This is a genomic window from Stenotrophomonas sp. STK17_22 (assembly GCF_051983905.1).
GTDB lineage: Bacteria > Pseudomonadota > Gammaproteobacteria > Xanthomonadales > Xanthomonadaceae > Stenotrophomonas > Stenotrophomonas maltophilia_A.
The window spans coordinates 1,823,070-1,839,605 of the sequence record NZ_CP197010.1; the positions used below are offsets into that span (position 1 = coordinate 1,823,070).

Below are 16,536 nucleotides of genomic sequence, written 5' to 3' on the forward strand. Positions count from 1 at the left end.
GCAGCGCCCCCATGCACCTGTCCCTGCTCAAGACCAAGATCCACCGCGCCACCGTCACCCATTCCGAGCTGAACTACGAAGGCTCGATCGCCATCGATGACAACCTGCTGGCTGCCACCGGCATCCGCGAGTTCGAGCAGGTGCACATCTGGGACGTGACCAACGGTGCGCGCTTCTCGACCTACGCCATCCGCGCCGAAGCCGGCAGCGGCGTTGTCTCGCTCAACGGTGGTGCTGCGCGCCACGTGCAGGTCGGTGACATCATCATCATCGCCGCGTTCGCCAGCATGACCGAGCAGGAAGCTGACAGCTTCAAGCCGAAGCTGGTGTACGTTGATGGCAAGAACCAGATCTCCCACACCAACGACACGATCCCGACCCAGGCCGCATGACAACGAACAACGGATTCGACTCGCTGCATTCCCACGCCCAGCGCCTGAAGGGCGCAAGCATTCCCAGCCTGCTCGCCGCCGAACCCGGCCGCGTGCAGGACCTGGCGCTGCGGGTCGGTCCGTTGTACGTCAACTTCGCGCGGCAGAAATACGATGCCGCGGCGTTGCAGGCCCTGCTCACGTTGGCCGCCGACCGTGATGTCGGTGGTGCCATCACCCGCTTGTTCCGTGGCGAGCAGGTCAACCTGACCGAAGGTCGCGCCGCGCTGCATACCGCGCTGCGCGGCGACGTGGTCGATGCGCCGGTTGCAGCCGAGGCCTATGCCACCGCGCGCGGGATCCGCCAGCGCATGGGCGTGCTGGTGCGTGCGCTGGAAGACAGCGGCGTCACTGACGTGGTCAGCGTCGGCATCGGTGGTTCCGATCTCGGTCCGCGCCTGGTCGCCGATGCGTTGCGCCCGGTCACCGGCGCGCGCCTGCGCGTGCATTTCGTATCGAACGTGGACGGCGCCGCCATGCAGCGCACGCTGGCCACGCTGGATCCGGCGAAGACCGCCGGCATCCTCATCTCCAAGACCTTCGGTACCCAGGAAACCCTGCTCAACGGCCAGATCCTGCACGACTGGCTGGGTGGCAGCGAGCGCCTGTATGCAGTCAGCGCCAATCCGGATCGCGCCGCCAAGGCCTTCGCGATCGCCGCCGATCGCGTACTGCCGATGTGGGACTGGGTCGGTGGCCGTTATTCGCTGTGGTCGGCCGTTGGTTTCCCGATCGCGCTTGCGATCGGTTTCGAGCGCTTCGAGCAGCTGCTGGAAGGCGCCGCGCAGATGGATGCGCACGCGCTGGATGCACCGCTGGAGCGCAACCTGCCGGTGCTGCACGGCCTGACCGACATCTGGAACCGCAACCTGCTGGGCCATGCCACGCACGCGGTGATGACTTACGACCAGCGCCTGGCGCTGCTGCCGGCCTACCTGCAGCAGCTGGTGATGGAAAGCCTGGGCAAGCGCGTGCAGCGTGACGGCCAGCCGGTCACCACCGACACCGTGCCGGTGTGGTGGGGCGGCGCGGGCACCGATGTGCAGCACAGCTTCTTCCAGGCACTGCATCAGGGCACCAGCATCGTTCCGGCAGATTTCATCGGCTGCGTGCACAACGATGATCCCTACACGATCAATCATCAGGCCCTGCTGGCCAATCTGCTGGCGCAGACCGAAGCACTGGCCAATGGCCAGAGCAGCGACGACCCGCACCGTGATTACCCGGGCGGCCGCCCGAGCACGCTGATCCTGCTCGACGCGCTGACCCCGCAGGCGCTGGGTGCGCTGATCGCCATGTACGAACACGCCGTGTACGTGCAGTCGGTGATCTGGAACATCAATGCCTTCGACCAGTTCGGTGTCGAGCTTGGCAAGCAGTTGGCCAGTGGCCTGTTGCCGGCGCTGCAGGGTGAGGATGTGGCGATTGCCGATCCGATGACCCGCGAGATCCTGGCGCAGCTGAAGGGCTGACCCGGGCTGCGGATGTGCCGGCGCCCGCCGGCCATCCGATGCCTCTGCGGTTGCCTTCGATCCGGTCGCGCAGGAATGGCGGCGCGGCCACTCATTCCACGTCACTTCCGTACTGCACGTGCAGCGTATTCGTGCGTCCTGCCGCAGCGCAGCTTGACGCACTTCACACGCGGATGCAGTGTGCACGGGCGGCTGTACCTGTCATCCAGTATCGCTCGCAGCATGATGTTGATGCCAGGGACTGGCCGTATCCGAAGGGACGTGGAATCGATCCATGTCCTCAACGCCTCATGTTGTGAATGACAGGAGATTGCGAATGGATCTGAACGACGATGTTGTGTCCGGCTGGCTCAATGGCTCGGACGATGTGGATGGATGCGCCAACCCTGCGGGTTCGCTGTTCATCTATGGCGCTGGGGCCACCGAGTCCGCGCTCACGTCGGCCTCCGACACCCTGATCACCGGTGGCGGTACCGAGTGCACCACCACGATGTCGGTGGTCAATCACTGCCTGTGCTGTTGATGTAGCCCGAGCCGGCACGCAGCGGCTTGCGCTGCGTGCCGGCGACTGGAACAGACTCTGGACACTTTGCAGGGGGCGTAATGACCGCTTCTCCGGCTGCGGCCGCGTTTGCGCGCATCACCGAACATTTTCTTGTCGACGCGCGCACAGCGTTGGCGGCTGGCCTGCATGACCCCGCCATCGATCTGCGGCCAGACGAGCGCGCACTCCTGCATGAGCAGGGCGATGCGGCGCTTCGTGAACATGCCCAGCTCAAGCTCAACCGCGTACTGCTGCTGGAACTGCATGCGGCCGCGCGCGGTGGTGACATCGGCCCGCTTGAGGGCGCCGGTGCGCTGGACGAATTCGTGGCCCTCGCCACCGGCGAGGGCTTCCATGAGCATCTGCAGCGACGCTACCCGGTGCTGCTGCCGCGACTGTCGCGCATGCTCGAAGGACAATGTGCGGCTGTGGTGGAGCTGGCCGCGCGCATCGGCCGTGATCGTGCGCTGCTGACGGACCTGCTCGGCAGTCCGGCAGGATTGCTGCGTGCGGTGTCGCTGGGGCGCGGTGACCTGCACGGTGGCGGCCGGACCGTGGCGCGGTTGCAGTTCGACGGCGGTACGCTGATGTACAAGCCGCGCTCGCTGCGCATCGATGCCACGCTTGATGGCCTGCTTGAAGCCGTCTTCGGCGAGGGCCCTGGCCGGGTACGCGTGCCGCGCGTGGTGGATCGTGGCAGCCACGGCTGGGCTGCATTTGCCGAGCACCGTTATTGTTCCGGTGACGAAGAGCTGCGCGCCTACTACCGCGGTCTCGGTCACTGGCTGGCCATCCTGCGCCTGGTGGGCGGGACCGACATCCATCTGGAGAACCTGATCGCGGTCGGGCCGGTGCCGGTGGTGGTCGACGCCGAAAGCGTGTTCTCGCAGGTCATCGACGTCGAACCATCCGGTCTGGGCGATGCCTATGACACGGCAGTCAAGCTGATGCGCAATTCGGTGCTGCGCACCGGTATCGTGCCGTTCCGCACCACCGGCCTCGGCATGGAAGGCGTGGACCTGTCCGCCGCCGGCGCATTGCCGGGCGAGCAGCCGCGCGTGCAGGTGCCGGTGATCATCGAAGACGGGACGGCGCCGGCGCGGCTGGGCCTGGTCGAGGCAGAGGTCGCCATCGCACAGAACCATCCGAGCCCGCAGCCCGATGTGTCGTTGTACTGGGATCACATCAGCGAGGGTTTCGTCGATGCCAGCGGGCGCCTGCGTGCGCTGGATGCCAGGGGCGAACTGATGCCGTTGCTGGCCGGTTTCGAAGGCTGCCAGGTGCGCGATGTGCGGCGGCCGACCATGGCCTACGCCGAGCTCGGGCGAATGCTCTGGCATCCGGCATCGCTGCACAACGAAGCCCAGGCGGTTGAACGCGCGATCGACCTGCTGGTGCGCAATGCGGCGGTGTCACCGGCCGCGCCATCGGACCTGGAGACCGTGCGCGGCGAAGTGGACGACCTGCGCCACGGTGACATTCCGATCTTCGCATCGCAGCTGGACGCGGCCCGCATCCGCTCCATCACCGACAACTGGCGTGCGATGCGCATCGACCTGGAAGACGTGACCATCCGCAGCACGCTGGTAGCCACCGACCTGAACCAGCATGCGCTGGCCCGCGCCGAGGCTAGATCCGGCCACAGCTATGCAGCACAGCATCCGCGTGCGGACGACTTGGATGCACGCCGTCGCACGCTGGCCGCGCGCGCGGTGGAGAGCCTGCTGCGGCTGGCGGTGCACGGCGAAGACGGTTCGATGACCTGGATCACACCCGAGGTGACCCGTACCGGGTGGACCGTCCAGCCGGTGCAGCCCGACCTGTATTTCGGGCTGGGAGGCATTGCGTTCGCGCTGGCGGCCTACCGCCGGGAAGTGGAGCAGGGACGTGCCGATCCGGTGGCTGGGTTGGATCCGGCCATCGAAGGCGCCATTGCGGTGTTCCAGACCATGTGCGAGCGCCATCCCGCCGGGATCGATGGTGGTTTCGTCGGCTCGGGCTCGCAGATCTGGACCCTGCTGGCATTGCATGATCTGCTGCAGCGCCCCGCACTGCTCGCGCTGGCCGAGCGCTGTGCGGAAGGAGTGGAACGTCGTGGTTTCCAGGGGCCGGTGAAATTCGAACTGATTGATGGCGTGTCCGGCATGATCCTGCCGTTGCTGGCGCTGGCCGAGGCCACCGACAGATCGCGCTGGCTGGAGTTGGCGGCTGCGGCCGGGCGCCGCATGCAGGAAGCGGCGATCGTCGATGCCGACGGCGCACGCTGGCCGACGCCACAGTTCCGCGAGCCGATCGGTGGCTTTGGCCACGGCGCGATGGGCATGGGCTGGGCGCTGGCACGGCTGGCGCGTTCGGATGCCGGCAGCGTGCCCGAGCGGGCCGCCTGGTGGCAGTTGGCCGAAGGAGCGTTTGCGTTCCAGGCGGCGCTGTTCGAACCGCATACCGGGCGCTGGCGCGATATCCACCTGGAGGACGGGCAGAAGAATTTCCCGACCTGGTGCCATGGCAGTGTCGGCATCGGTCTGGCGGCCGCGGATCTGTATGCCCGCACCGGCGATCCCGCGCAGTTGCGTGACATGCGGCGGGCTGTGGCCGACGCGCGCGGCAAATGGGGGTTCAGCCACACCCTGTGCCATGGCGATGTGTCCACCCGGGAGCTGCTGGTGCTGGCGGCTGCGCTGGATCCGGAGGGATGTCCCTATCCGCAGGACGAGGCCGCCATCGAGATCGTTTCTTCGATCGAGGAGCACCAGGGCATGGTCGGCGGGCTGACCCGCGCGGCCTTTACTCCGGGCCTGATGATCGGTCTGGCAGGTACGATCTATGGCTTCCTGCGCATGCATCCGGCCTGCACGCTGCCGTCGCCGCTGCTGCAGGAGACGGTAGCGGCGCGGGTCGATGCGACGGCGTCGCGCTCCAGCGCCGCGCAGGACCGAGCAGTGCTGGCCGAGGTCTGAGCCGGACGGGTCCGGCGATCAACGGCTGGGATCGCGTTCCGGGCTCGGCCGCTTGGCCAGCTTGCGCTGCAGCGAACGCCGGTGCATGCCGAGCAGGCGGGCGGCTGCGGACACGTTGCCGCCGGTCTCGTGCATCGCCTGCTGGATGTGTTCCCACTGCAGGCGGCTGATCGGCGTCATCGCATCAGGCACTTCCATTTCACCATCGTCGGCCGGGCCGTCGTCTTCCTCGCCGAGCGCGCGCAGGATCATCGGCACCGTGGCCGGCTTCGGCAGGTAGTCGTCGGCACCGAGCTTGATCGCCTCCACGGCGGTGGCGATACTCGCGTAGCCGGTCACCAGCAGGATGCGCATGTCCGCGCGCAGGGCACGCAGCGGCTGGATCAGTGCCAGGCCGGAATCGCTGCCCAGCTTCAGGTCGATCAGCGCGAACGCCGGCGGATGCTGGCGGGCCAGCGCCAGCGCACTGGCGGCATCCTGTGCGGTCTGCGTTTCAAGCCCCTTGCGGGCCAGGCTGCGCTGCAGGGTGCGCAGGTACAGCTCGTCGTCGTCGACCAGCAGGCCCAGGGTGGAGTGATGAAGGCTCATGGGGTGTCCTCACGTGGGGTCAGCGGCAGGCGGAAGCCGACGCGGCTGCCGGCCCCCTGGGCCGGGCGCATCCACATCTCGCCGTCGAGGCGTTCGATGGTGGCATGGGACAGGGCCAGGCCGACGCCCATGCCCTCGCTTTTGCTGCTGCCGAACAGCTTGCCCGGCAGCACCGCGGCACGGGCGTCGAAGCCGTGGCCGTAGTCGCGGACTTCGCCGATCAGGTCGTCGCCTTCGATGCGCAGGTCCAGGTCCACGCGCGGCCGGCCGGCCTGCTCGCCGGCATCGGCGGCATTGTTGAGCAGGACCATCAGCAGATGGCCCACGCCCGGGTCGAGTGGCAGCCGCAGCGGCGCATCGTCATTGCGATGCAGGTCGATGGTCGGCCGCACCAGGCGCCACTGTTCCAGTACCTGCTGGGCGCTGGAGTGGCTGCGACCCGGTGCATCGGCCGAGGCCGGTGCGGCCAGCGCCAGCACGCGCTCGCGGCACTGCACCAGCAGCTCGCGCAGGGTTTCCATGTCTTCGCGTACTTCGGGCTCTTCGCTGCGCTCGGCGACGTCATCGGCGAGCAGGGTCATGGTCGCCAGCGGCGTGTTCAGTTCATGCGCCACCGAGGCGGCATGGGTGGCCAGGGCGACGATGCCCTCGTTGCGGGCGAAGCGTTCGCGCAGGGCCGACAGTTCCAGTTCGCGCTGGCGCAGCGCCAGTGCCAGGCGGGTGGAAAAGGTCAGCACGACCGCTGCGGAAATCAGGAAATTGGCGACCACGCCCCAGCGGTTGAGGTCCTGGGCGCGGAAATAGCCATCCGGCAGCGACTGGCCGAAGATGCCGCTGGCGGCGTAGCCGAGCAGGCAGGCCAGCGCCACCGCCAGTGCCCAGCGCAGGGGCAGGGCGAACGCGGCGAGCGCGATCAGGATCAGGAACAGCGAACTGAACGGGTTGGCCATGCCGCCACTCCAGCCCACCATCCAGGTCAGGATGATCACGTCCACCAGAATGTGGCCGAACGCGGTCAGTGGCGCGGTGTCGGCCGCCTCCGGGCGCAGCTGGGTGTAGATGTTGAACAGGGTCAGCACGGCCACGCCCGCCCACAATGGCAGTTGCGGCAACGGCAGGCCCAGCACCCAGGTGGCAACCAGGATGGTGGCGGCCTGGCCACCTACGGCAAGCCAGCGCAGGCTGCACAGGGTTCGGAGAAACGGGGCGTCGGGACCGGTCATTCACGCTCATCGTATGCGTTCACGCGTGACCGTGCCTGCGACAATCGGCCGCAGCCGTGCCGCCGGCTGAATGCGAGTCACCCGGAATGCGGAGGCGGGCGGTAGAATGCGCCCATGCACGACGCCGTTACCCGCCCGACGCCCCCTTCCGATGCCACTGCCTGGCCCCGCCGCCAGACCCATGCCGTCCAGATCGGCGGGGTCACCGTAGGCGGAGGCAAGCCGGTCGTGGTGCAGTCGATGACCAACACCGATACCTCCGACGTGGCCTCCAGCGTGAAGCAGGTGGCCGAGTTGTGGCGTGCGGGATCGGAAATGGTGCGGCTGACCGTCAACACCGTGGAAGCCGCTGCGGCGATCCCGCGCATTGTCGACAAGCTGGCGATGATGGGCATCGACGTGCCGCTGATCGGTGACTTCCATTACAACGGCCATCAGCTGCTGACCGCCGAACCGGCCTGTGCCGAAGCGCTGGCCAAGTACCGCATCAACCCGGGCAATGTCGGCTTCGGCAAGAAGAAGGACCTGCAGTTCGCCCAGTTGATCGAGTTCGCGATCCGCTACAACAAGCCGGTGCGCATCGGTGCCAACTGGGGCTCGCTGGACCAGGCCCTGGCGGCGAAGCTGATGGACGAGAACAACCTGCGTGAGCAGCCGTGGGACGCCGGCCGCGTGCTGCGCGAGGCGCTGATCCGCTCGGCGCTGGATTCGGCAGAGCAGGCGGTGGAGCTCGGCCTGCCGCGCGAACGCATCGTGCTGTCGGCCAAGGTCAGTGGCGTGCAGGAGCTGATCGCGGTGTACCGCGACCTGGCCCAGCGCTCGGATTTCGCCCTGCACCTGGGCCTGACCGAGGCCGGAATTGGCAGCAAGGGCATCGTCGCCTCGTCCGCGGCGCTGAGCGTGCTGCTGCAGGAGGGCATCGGTGACACCATCCGCATCTCGCTGACCCCGGAACCGGGCCAGTCGCGTACGCAGGAAGTGATCGTCGCCCAGGAGCTGCTGCAGACCACCGGCCAGCGCGCCTTCACGCCGCTGGTCACGGCCTGCCCGGGCTGCGGCCGCACCACCTCCGAGTTCTTCCAGGAGCTGGCCAAGGTGGTACAGAACCACGTGCGCGAGAAGATGCCGCTGTGGAAGATCCACCACCCGGGTGCGGAGAACATGACCCTGGCGGTGATGGGCTGCATCGTCAACGGACCGGGTGAGTCGCGCCATGCCAATATCGGCATCTCGCTGCCCGGCACGGGTGAAACGCCTGCAGCGCCGGTGTTCGTCGATGGCGAAAAGAAGGTGACCCTGCGTGGCGACAACATCGCCCAGGAATTCGTCGCCCTGATCGACGACTACGTCGAACACAAGTATGTCCGAAGCGCCGGATAAGCCTGCGATCCTCGCTGCACCGGAGTCCGCCTCCGGCTTCCGCCACTGGATGGCGCGCAATGCCTGGCGCCTGGTCCTGCTGTTCGGTGGCGTGCTGCTGCCGCTGGCCGGCTTCGTCGCCCTGGCTGACGAGGTGCACGAGTTTGAATCGTTCTATTTCGATGCGCCGCTGCTGTGGCAGATGCATGGCCTGCATTCGCCGCTGCTGGACCGCTTCTTCGTGCTCATTTCCAGACTGGGCTACGAATGGTTCCTGATCCCGGCCGACGTGCTGATCATCGGCGTGCTGCTGGGCTACCGGCGTTGGCGCGAGGCGACCTTCGTGGCGGTCAGCTTCGTCGGCTCGGCGCTGCTGAACATGGGCAGCAAGCACTTCTTCCAGCGCCAGCGCCCCAGCCTGTGGGAATCGATCGCGCCGGAATCGACGTTCAGCTTCCCCAGCGGCCATGCGATGGGCTCGATGACCCTGGCAGTGACCCTGGTACTGCTGGCCTGGAACACCCGCTGGCGCTGGCCGGTGCTGCTGCTGGCACCGGCATTCAGCCTGCTGGTCAGCGTGTCCCGGGTCTACCTGGGGGTGCATTACCCCTCCGATATCCTGGCCGGATGGTGTGCCGCGCTGGTTTGGGTGGTAGGGTGCTATCTGGTCATGTTCAGTCGCCGGCACCCATGGCGACGTCACGGCTCGCCGCCAGCGAAGGCCAGCGAAGCATCATCACAGGGGGATTGACGTGGATGGCCCTTGAGGGACGTCTACGTGATAGATCAGTTGTTTCGTTGCAGCAGGTTCTGCAAGACAGGGGGCAAGCACAACGCGCGGTAGTGTGATGCGCAAGGCGGATTGCCGGGGTCGCATTCCGAACGCGCTTGCAGGGGTATCGGCACCCTGCCTAGCTTGACCTGCAATGGCCGCATTCGAAGAGGTACGTGAATGACGATTCGAGTCTACCTGGTGGATGACCACGCGCTGGTCCGCACCGGGATGAAGATGATTCTGTCGGGGGAAACCGACATCGAGGTGGTGGGCGAAGCCGAGACCGGCGAAGACGCGCTGCGTGAAGTCCGCCAGCTGCTGCCCGATGTGGTGCTGTGTGACCTGCACCTGCCGGGTGTGAGCGGCATGGAAGTGACCGAGCGCATCGTGCGCAGCCACCGCAATACCCGCGTGGTGATCGTGTCGGTGCTGGAAGATGGCCCGCTGCCGAAGCGGCTGCTCGAGGCTGGCGCCGCCGGTTACATCGGCAAGGGCTGCGATGCGCAGGAGCTGTTGCGCGCGGTGCGTGACGTGGCCGGCGGCCGTCGCTACCTGGGCACCAGCATCGCGCAGAACCTGGCGCTGTCGACGGTGGAAGGCAACGGTTCGCCGTTCGACAGCCTGTCCCCGCGCGAGCTGGAGGTGGCGTTGCTGCTGACCCAGGGCCTGCGCCAGGAAGACATCGCGCGGCGGCTGAGCCTGAGTGCGAAGACGGTGAACACGCACAAGGCGCGGTTGTTCGAGAAGATGGGGATCCACGACAACATCGCGTTGGCGCGGATGGCCAGCCAGTACGGGCTGGTGGATCCGGCACGGCCGCTGTAAGGGTTTCGGCCAACGGCTGAGCCCCTCGCGGTGTGCGGCAGGATTCGTGGGGTTGGCCCTGCGGAGGGATTGCGCAGGGGACGCCGTGAATCCATCCCTGGAGGCTCGGGCGCGCCATCCATGGCGCTTACGCCCCTGCGCAATCCCTCCGCAGGGCCACGGACAGGTTCCGTGCGCGTCCACCGCGGAATGAAGAAGGAAGAGCAGGAGCGGGTCGCGCGCTGTGCGCGCTCGTCGCCCGGGGTCGGATCCCTTTCCCGGTGGGAAAGGGCTCTGACCCTTGATGATGCCGGAGCCGAGCGTGGGCTCGGCTCTACCCCTTTGTCGGGCTCAGTGGCCGCGCACGCGCTGGATGATCTTGGCGGCGTCGGTGGCACTGGCGCGCACCTTGTCCCATTCGCCGTTGGCGATCCAGTTGCCCGGCACCATCCACGAACCACCGATGCAGACCACGTTCTTCTGCTCGAGGTACTCGGCGGCGGTGTTTTCGGTGATGCCGCCGGTCGGGCACAGCTTGAGGTCGGCAACCGGGCCGGCCAGGCCCTTGATCATCGCCAGCCCGCCCACGGCCGTGGCCGGGAACAGCTTGCACACGCGGAAGCCGCGCGCATACAGCGACAGCAGCTCGGTCGGCGTGGCCGCACCCGGCACCACCGGCAGCGGCGCAGCGGCCAGTGCATCAGCCAGCGCCGGCGGCGTACCCGGGGTCACCAGGAAGTCCGCGCCCGCATCGATCGACTGCTGCATCTGCTCCACGGTCAGCACCGTACCGGCGCCCACCACCACGTCCGGGAGCTCACGCTTGAGCATCGCCAGCGCTTCCATCGCCACCGGCGTACGCAGCGTCAGCTCGATGGCCGGCAAGCCACCTTCCAGCAGCGCCGCGCTGACCGCACGCGCCTGGTCCAGCGTATGAATCGTCACCACCGGCAGGATGCCCGCCGCACGCAACAGCTCCGCCGCCTTCACCTGATGTTGTTCGATACCCATGCTTTTGCCCTTGCCTTTGCTCTTCTTGATTCAGTGGCCGCAGCGCAAATGACGCGCCGGGAATTGTCCAAGGGCAGTAGAGCGCCCTGGCCGGGACCGTGAGCGGCATGGATGCCGCGATCGAGCCCCCATGGATGGGTTTACGGCGTGTCCCGGCCAGGGCGCTCTACTGCCCAAGCCGGGAAGCCTGCCGCGGCTTTTCGCTTCAGGCGTCTTTCGCCTCATGCGGCGCCGCCGCCGCCGCGGCATCGTGCCCCAACTCATACTCCGCGTCGTACTCCCACGGCCCACCATCAGCCGCCGCCGGCCCGCACGAAATCGAAATCGCACCCTGGTCGGCCGGACCCACCACACGACGGTTGATCGCGAACAGGTTGCGGCCCAGATCATGCGCGGCAGGCGCGGTGTTCGGCGCCAGCGGACGTGCAGCCCATTCGGCTGCGTCCACCAGCACTTCCAGCGTGCCGGCCTCGCCATCGAGGCGGATCATGTCGCCCTCGCGAACCTTGGCCAGCGGACCACCCCGCGCCGCTTCCGGCGTCACATGGATCGCCGCCGGAATCTTGCCCGAGGCACCGGACAGGCGGCCGTCGGTGACCAGCGCCACGCGCCGGCCCTGGTTCTGCAGCAGGCCCAGCAGCGGCGCCAGCGAATGCAGTTCCGGCATGCCGTTCGCACGCGGGCCCTGGTAACGCACCACCGCCACGAAATGCTCGGGCAACAGGCCGCCGGCATGCAGCTTGTTCAACACCTGCGGCGCATCGACCACCACCGCCGGTGCTTCGATCGTGCGGTATTGCGGCTTCACCGCCGACAGTTTGATCAGCGACTTGCCGAGGTTGCCGCGCAGCAGGCGCAGGCCACCCTGGTGTTCGAACGGATTGTCGACGCCACGCACCACCTCTTCGTCGGCGCTGCGTTCCAGACCCGGCAGGTAGACCAGCTGGCCGTCGCGCAGCTGCGGCTCGCGCGCATAGTCGGTCATGCCGCCACGCGCCACGCTGACCAGGTCGCCGTGCATCAGGCCGGCCTTGATCAGTTCGCCGAACACGAAGGCCGGGCCGCCTGCTGCGGCGAAGCGGTTTACATCGGCTTCGCCGTTCGGGTAGACGCGGGCCAGCAGCGGAATCAGCTGTGACAGCTCGTCGAAGTCGTCCCAGGTCAGCACGATGCCGGCCGCACGCGCCACCGCGATCCAGTGGATGGTGTGGTTGGTCGAACCGCCGGTCGCCATCAGTGCGATGACCGCGTTGATGATCGCGCGCTCGTCGATGATCCGGCCCAACGGGCGGAAGTCGTCGCCGAGTGCCGTGATGTCGAGCGCGCGCTCGGTGGCTTCACGGGTGAGGGCGTCGCGCAACGGCGTGCCTGGATTGACGAACGATGCGCCCGGCAACTGCACGCCCATCGCTTCCAGCAGTACCTGGTTGGAATTGGCAGTGCCGTAGAAGGTGCAGGTGCCGGCGCCGTGGTACGACGCGGACTCCGCTTCCAGCAGTTCTTCGCGGGTGGCTTCGCCAGCGGCATAGCGCTCGCGCACTTCGGCCTTCTGCTTGTTCGGGATGCCCGGGGTCATCGGGCCGGCCGGCACGAACACCGCCGGCAGATGGCCGAAGGCCAGCGCACCGATCAGCAGGCCCGGCACGATCTTGTCGCACACACCGAGGTAGACGGTGGTGTCGAACATATCGTGGCTGAGCCCGATCGCGGTGGCCTGCGCGATCACATCGCGCGAGAACAGTGACAGTTCCATGCCGCCGCGGCCCTGGGTGACGCCGTCGCACATCGCCGGCACGCCGCCGGCCACCTGTGCGGTGGCGCCCAGCTCGCGGGCGATCTCGCGGATCTGCTCGGGATAGGTCTCGAACGGCTGGTGCGCCGACAGCATGTCGTTGTAGGCGGTGATGATGCCGAGGTTCGGCGTCACGCCGCCGCGTAGGCGGCTCTTGTCGGTGCCGCCGCAGGCGGCGAACCCGTGGGCGAGGTTGCCGCAGCTCAGGCGGCTGCGGAACGGGCCTTCACGCAGGGAGGCGTCGATCGCGGCCAGGTAGGCGGCGCGCGAGGCGGCGCTGCGGCGGATGACACGCTCAGTGATGGCTTGCAGTTGCGGATGGAGGCTCATTGGCTACCGGCGTTCGTGGTGGCGAGAGGCAAGCGGCGGCACGGCGCCGCCGCCAACATCAATCAGCCCAGTGGACGCGCAGGCGCGCGCCTTCCAGGTTGATCGCATTGAGGATGGGGTACTGCTGGGCGTCATTGCTGTCCAGCGCCTGGCGCAGTACCTGCAGCTTCTGCTTGCCGCGCAGCAGCAGCAGGCGCTGGCGGCACTGGCGCAGGCCATGCGGGGTCAGCGTGATGCGCAGCGGCCACTGGTTCGCGCCCGGGCAGCCGGTGGCATCCAGCGCCGCGTAGGGCAGGGTGCTTTCCAGTGCGCGGGCCAGGTCCTTCGAGCCGGGGAACAGCGAGGCGGTGTGGCCGTCGTTGCCCATGCCCAGCGCCACCAGGCTCGGCGGTTGGCTGTGCTGCGCCTGCAGGTTGGCGGTGTACACGCATTCCGGAAGCGGCTTGCCGATGCGTACCAGCGGATCGAAATGCGCACCTTCGGCGCGCTTGAGCAGATTCTCGCGCACCAGCCAGGCATTGCTGTCGCGATCCTGCGGCGACAGCCAGCGCTCATCGGCCAGGCTCACTTCCACGCGGTCCCAGTGCACGTCCAGTTCGGCCAGCGCCTGGTACACCGGTGCCGGCGTGGTGCCGCCGGACAACAGGATGCGGGCGCGGCCCACTTCGTTGATGTCGTGGTTGAGGGTCTGCGCCATCTCGGCGGCCACCGCCTCGATCCAGCCATCGGCATCGCCGTGCTGGATGAACTCGATGCGGTCGTCGTGGAAGGTGGTGGGGCTCATGCGGCAACTCCAGGTGCGTCACGTTCGGCGTCGGCGGCGTAGGCGGCGGCGCCCAGCAGTCCGGCGTGGGGATGCATCACGGCCAACGAGGGCACCCGCGCCATGATCGAAGAGAAGCGGCCCTTGTGTTCGAAGCGCTGGCGGAAACCGGAGTGCTGCAGCGAATCGAGCATCTTCGGGGTCAGCCCGCCGGTCAGGAACACGCCGTCCCACGCGCCCTGGGTCAGCACCAGGTCGCCTGCGATGGCGCCGAACACGGCGCAGAACACATCGACGGTGCGCATCGCCTGCGGGTCACCGTGCAGGGCGCGGGCGGTCACGTCCACCGGCTGCAGTTGGCCCGGATCGATGCCGGCCATCTCGCATACGGCGCGATGGATGTTGACCAGGCCGGGGCCACAGATGAGACGCTCGTTGGAGACGCGGCCGAACTGCTCGGACAGGATCTCCAGGATGCGGATCTCCTCCGGGGTTCCCGGAGGGAAGCTGACATGGCCGCCTTCGGTTTCCAGCGGGTAGCAGCGGCCGTGGCGCAGGATCAGGCCACCGACACCCAGCCCGGTACCCGGCCCGATCACCGCGTAGTTGCGCGGCTGGCCGGGTTTGCCCGGCACCCAGGCGGCACCGCCGACCTGGACCACGTCATCGGGCTGCAGCAGCGAAATCGCCATCGCCTGTGCGGCGAAGTCGTTGATCAGGTGCAGCTCGTCGAACCCGAGCATGGCAGCGGTGCGGCTGCGCGAGATCACCCACGGATGGTTGGTGATGCGTGCTTCGTCACCGTCGACGCGACCGGCCACCGCGAACACGCCGCGGCTGGCCGTGGCACCGATCTGTTCCAGATGGTGGCGCGCGGCATCACCCAGCGACGGGAACTCCGCCACCGCGTACTCGCGGATGCTGTCCTTCTGCAGCGGTGCGTCCTGCGAGGTGTCGGCCAGGGCGAAGCGGGCGTTGGTACCGCCGATGTCGGCGACCAGCACCGGCTGCGAGCTGGCACTCATGCCGACGCTCCGCTGTCCGGCGCGTCCACGCCCTGCGGCAGGAACTCGCCCGCGTTGGCCGGGCCCCACTGGCCGGCGGGGTAGGGTTCCAGAGGCAGCTTGGCATCCTTCCAGGCGTCGGCGACGCTGTCGATCCACGCCCAGGCGGCGCGCACTTCGTCATCGCGCACGAACAGCGTGTGGTTGCCGTTGAAGGCATCCAGGAACAGGCGTTCGTAGGCGATGCGGCGGTGCAGGCCAGTCGGCACCGACAGTTCCAGTTCCAGCGGATGCAGCTCCAGCGCGCCCCATTCCGGGCCGGCCAGGCTGCTCATCAGGCCCAGTTCGATGTTTTCCTGCGGCTGCAGCTGGAACACCAGGCGGTTCGGTGCGGCCTGCGCGCGCTGCGGGCGCTCGAACAGCCAGTGGGTAACCGGCTTCAGCGTGACCACCACGCGGGTGGTGCGTTCGGGCAGGCGCTTGCCGGTGACCAGGTGGAACGGCACGCCGCTCCAGCGCCAGTTGTCGATATGCGCGGTGACCCCGGCGAAGGTCTCCACGTCGCTGCCTTCCGGCGGCTGGTAGGCCTGGGCCGGCTGGCCGTTGATGGTACCGGCGGTGTAGCGGCCACGGATGCTATCACGCGCGGCGTGCTTGGCATCGAGCGGGCGCAGGGCGCGCAGCACCTTGACCTTCTCGTCGCGGATGCGGTCGGCTTCCAGCGAGGCCGGCGGCTCCATCGCCACCATGCACAGCAGCTGCAGGATGTGGCTCTGCACCATGTCGCGCAGCGCGCCGGAGCGGGCGTAGTAGGCGTCGCGGCCATCCACGCCTTCGCTCTCGGCCACCAGGATGTGCACCGATTCGATGTAGTTGCGGTTCCACACCGCTTCCAGCAGCGTGTTGCCGAAGCGCAGCGCGATCAGGTTCTGCACTGCGGCCTTGCCCAGGTAGTGGTCGAGGCGGAACACGCGGTCCTCGTCGATCCACTGGCCGATGGTGCTGATGATTTCCTCGGCGCTCTCGCTGTCGCTGCCGATCGGCTTCTCCAGCATCAGGCGTGCCGGTGCGGCGAGGGCGCCACCCTTGGCCAGGCCTTCGCAGGTGGAGATGTACAGGCCCGGCGGAATGGCCAGGTAGCTGACGCACTTGCGGTGCACCAGGTCGGAGACCGCGGCGGCAACCGAGTCGACGTCGCGCAGGTCCACCGAACGATAGTCGATGCGGCGCAGCAGGGCGCTGATGTCGTCCTGCGTGGCCATCGGCATGGCCTGCTGCAGGCGCGGCCGCAGGATGTCATGGAAGGCTTCGGTGTCATGCCCGGACAGGGCCAGCGCACGGATGCGGAAGTCCTCCGGCAGCAGGCCGTCGCCAAGCAGGCGAAGCAGCGAAGGGAACAGGTAGCGCTGGGCCAGATCACCTGTGGCACCGAACAGGAAGAGGGTGTCGTGCATCGCTCGAGTTTCAGATCCGGGTGACATCG

General features: G+C 67.7%; 14 protein-coding genes. 7 read left to right on the top strand and 7 right to left on the bottom strand.

Going from position 1 to position 16,536, the window contains the following annotated elements; genetic code table 11:
• The first annotated feature begins 11 nt into the window (after nt 1–11).
• The 4 genes from panD (at nt 12) to ACSYS9_RS08490 (ending at nt 5,404) form a co-directional block, all read left to right on the top strand.
• A complete protein-coding gene (gene panD, locus ACSYS9_RS08475; RefSeq protein WP_032128853.1) occupies nt 12–392 on the top strand; it encodes an aspartate 1-decarboxylase in 381 nt (126 codons plus the stop codon).
• A complete protein-coding gene (gene pgi, locus ACSYS9_RS08480; protein ID WP_071229272.1) occupies nt 389–1,903 on the top strand; it encodes a glucose-6-phosphate isomerase in 1,515 nt (504 codons plus the stop codon). The genes panD and pgi overlap by 4 nt, the downstream gene beginning before the upstream one ends.
• 316 nt (nt 1,904–2,219) lie before the next feature.
• Nucleotides 2,220–2,426 (top strand): DUF6229 family protein, encoded by a 207-nt coding sequence (locus ACSYS9_RS08485; protein ID WP_049400943.1) that lies wholly within the window; start codon nt 2,220–2,222, stop codon nt 2,424–2,426.
• A gap of 80 nt (nt 2,427–2,506) precedes the next feature.
• Entirely contained in the window at nt 2,507–5,404 is a 2,898-nt protein-coding gene (locus tag ACSYS9_RS08490; RefSeq protein WP_071229273.1) for a type 2 lanthipeptide synthetase LanM family protein, read from the top strand.
• Between the two features lie 18 nt (nt 5,405–5,422).
• Here the strand turns inward: ACSYS9_RS08490 and ACSYS9_RS08495 are convergent, their stop codons facing one another.
• Together ACSYS9_RS08495 and ACSYS9_RS08500 are read right to left on the bottom strand one after the other, a co-directional pair.
• Nucleotides 5,423–5,992, bottom strand: a complete 570-nt coding sequence (locus ACSYS9_RS08495; RefSeq protein WP_012510702.1) for a response regulator transcription factor — start codon at nt 5,990–5,992, stop codon at nt 5,423–5,425.
• On the bottom strand, nt 5,989–7,215 hold the full coding sequence (locus tag ACSYS9_RS08500) for an ATP-binding protein (protein WP_032128856.1): 1,227 nt from the start codon (nt 7,213–7,215) through the stop codon (nt 5,989–5,991). The genes ACSYS9_RS08495 and ACSYS9_RS08500 overlap by 4 nt, the downstream gene beginning before the upstream one ends.
• 114 nt (nt 7,216–7,329) lie before the next feature.
• On the opposite strand from ACSYS9_RS08500, the gene ispG reads away from it, so the two are divergent.
• From ispG to ACSYS9_RS08515, 3 genes are all read left to right on the top strand, one after another.
• Entirely contained in the window at nt 7,330–8,595 is a 1,266-nt protein-coding gene (ispG, locus tag ACSYS9_RS08505) for a flavodoxin-dependent (E)-4-hydroxy-3-methylbut-2-enyl-diphosphate synthase (RefSeq protein ID WP_071229274.1), read from the top strand.
• Nucleotides 8,576–9,325, top strand: coding sequence for a phosphatase PAP2 family protein (locus ACSYS9_RS08510; RefSeq protein ID WP_071229275.1), 750 nt, complete (start codon nt 8,576–8,578; stop codon nt 9,323–9,325). Before ispG ends, ACSYS9_RS08510 begins: the two co-directional genes overlap by 20 nt.
• 201 nt (nt 9,326–9,526) lie before the next feature.
• Nucleotides 9,527–10,174 (top strand): response regulator, encoded by a 648-nt coding sequence (locus tag ACSYS9_RS08515; protein ID WP_004153112.1) that lies wholly within the window; start codon nt 9,527–9,529, stop codon nt 10,172–10,174.
• Nucleotides 10,175–10,504: 330 nt separating this feature from the next.
• Here ACSYS9_RS08515 and eda read toward each other — a convergent pair whose 3' ends face one another.
• From eda to zwf, 5 genes are all read right to left on the bottom strand, one after another.
• Nucleotides 10,505–11,164, bottom strand: a complete 660-nt coding sequence (gene eda, locus ACSYS9_RS08520) for a bifunctional 4-hydroxy-2-oxoglutarate aldolase/2-dehydro-3-deoxy-phosphogluconate aldolase (RefSeq protein WP_049423523.1) — start codon at nt 11,162–11,164, stop codon at nt 10,505–10,507.
• A 205-nt stretch (nt 11,165–11,369) separates the two neighbouring features.
• Entirely contained in the window at nt 11,370–13,286 is a 1,917-nt protein-coding gene (gene edd / locus ACSYS9_RS08525; protein ID WP_049400947.1) for a phosphogluconate dehydratase, read from the bottom strand.
• Between the two features lie 58 nt (nt 13,287–13,344).
• Nucleotides 13,345–14,070 (bottom strand): 6-phosphogluconolactonase, encoded by a 726-nt coding sequence (gene pgl / locus ACSYS9_RS08530; RefSeq protein ID WP_012510707.1) that lies wholly within the window; start codon nt 14,068–14,070, stop codon nt 13,345–13,347.
• Nucleotides 14,067–15,074: a glucokinase gene (gene glk, locus ACSYS9_RS08535; protein ID WP_010484331.1), complete on the bottom strand. Its 1,008-nt coding sequence runs from the start codon at nt 15,072–15,074 to the stop codon at nt 14,067–14,069. Before glk ends, pgl begins: the two co-directional genes overlap by 4 nt.
• The gene (zwf, locus tag ACSYS9_RS08540; protein ID WP_049400949.1) at nt 15,071–16,507 is read right to left on the bottom strand and encodes a glucose-6-phosphate dehydrogenase; all 1,437 of its coding nucleotides are present in this window, start codon (nt 16,505–16,507) and stop codon (nt 15,071–15,073) included. The genes glk and zwf overlap by 4 nt, the downstream gene beginning before the upstream one ends.
• Between the last annotated feature and the right edge of the window lie 29 nt (nt 16,508–16,536).

Coding starts and splice junctions, on each gene's coding strand:
- ACSYS9_RS08485 (WP_049400943.1), top strand. CDS start 2,220: ATGGATCTGAACGACGATGTTGTGTCCGGCTGGCTCAATGGCTCGGAC.
- ispG (WP_071229274.1), top strand. CDS start 7,330: ATGCACGACGCCGTTACCCGCCCGACGCCCCCTTCCGATGCCACTGCC.
- edd (WP_049400947.1), bottom strand. CDS start 13,286: ATGAGCCTCCATCCGCAACTGCAAGCCATCACTGAGCGTGTCATCCGC.
- ACSYS9_RS08510 (WP_071229275.1), top strand. CDS start 8,576: ATGTCCGAAGCGCCGGATAAGCCTGCGATCCTCGCTGCACCGGAGTCC.
- zwf (WP_049400949.1), bottom strand. CDS start 16,507: ATGCACGACACCCTCTTCCTGTTCGGTGCCACAGGTGATCTGGCCCAG.
- eda (WP_049423523.1), bottom strand. CDS start 11,164: ATGGGTATCGAACAACATCAGGTGAAGGCGGCGGAGCTGTTGCGTGCG.
- glk (WP_010484331.1), bottom strand. CDS start 15,074: ATGAGTGCCAGCTCGCAGCCGGTGCTGGTCGCCGACATCGGCGGTACC.
- ACSYS9_RS08490 (WP_071229273.1), top strand. CDS start 2,507: ATGACCGCTTCTCCGGCTGCGGCCGCGTTTGCGCGCATCACCGAACAT.
- panD (WP_032128853.1), top strand. CDS start 12: ATGCACCTGTCCCTGCTCAAGACCAAGATCCACCGCGCCACCGTCACC.
- ACSYS9_RS08500 (WP_032128856.1), bottom strand. CDS start 7,215: ATGACCGGTCCCGACGCCCCGTTTCTCCGAACCCTGTGCAGCCTGCGC.
- ACSYS9_RS08495 (WP_012510702.1), bottom strand. CDS start 5,992: ATGAGCCTTCATCACTCCACCCTGGGCCTGCTGGTCGACGACGACGAG.
- ACSYS9_RS08515 (WP_004153112.1), top strand. CDS start 9,527: ATGACGATTCGAGTCTACCTGGTGGATGACCACGCGCTGGTCCGCACC.
- pgi (WP_071229272.1), top strand. CDS start 389: ATGACAACGAACAACGGATTCGACTCGCTGCATTCCCACGCCCAGCGC.
- pgl (WP_012510707.1), bottom strand. CDS start 14,070: ATGAGCCCCACCACCTTCCACGACGACCGCATCGAGTTCATCCAGCAC.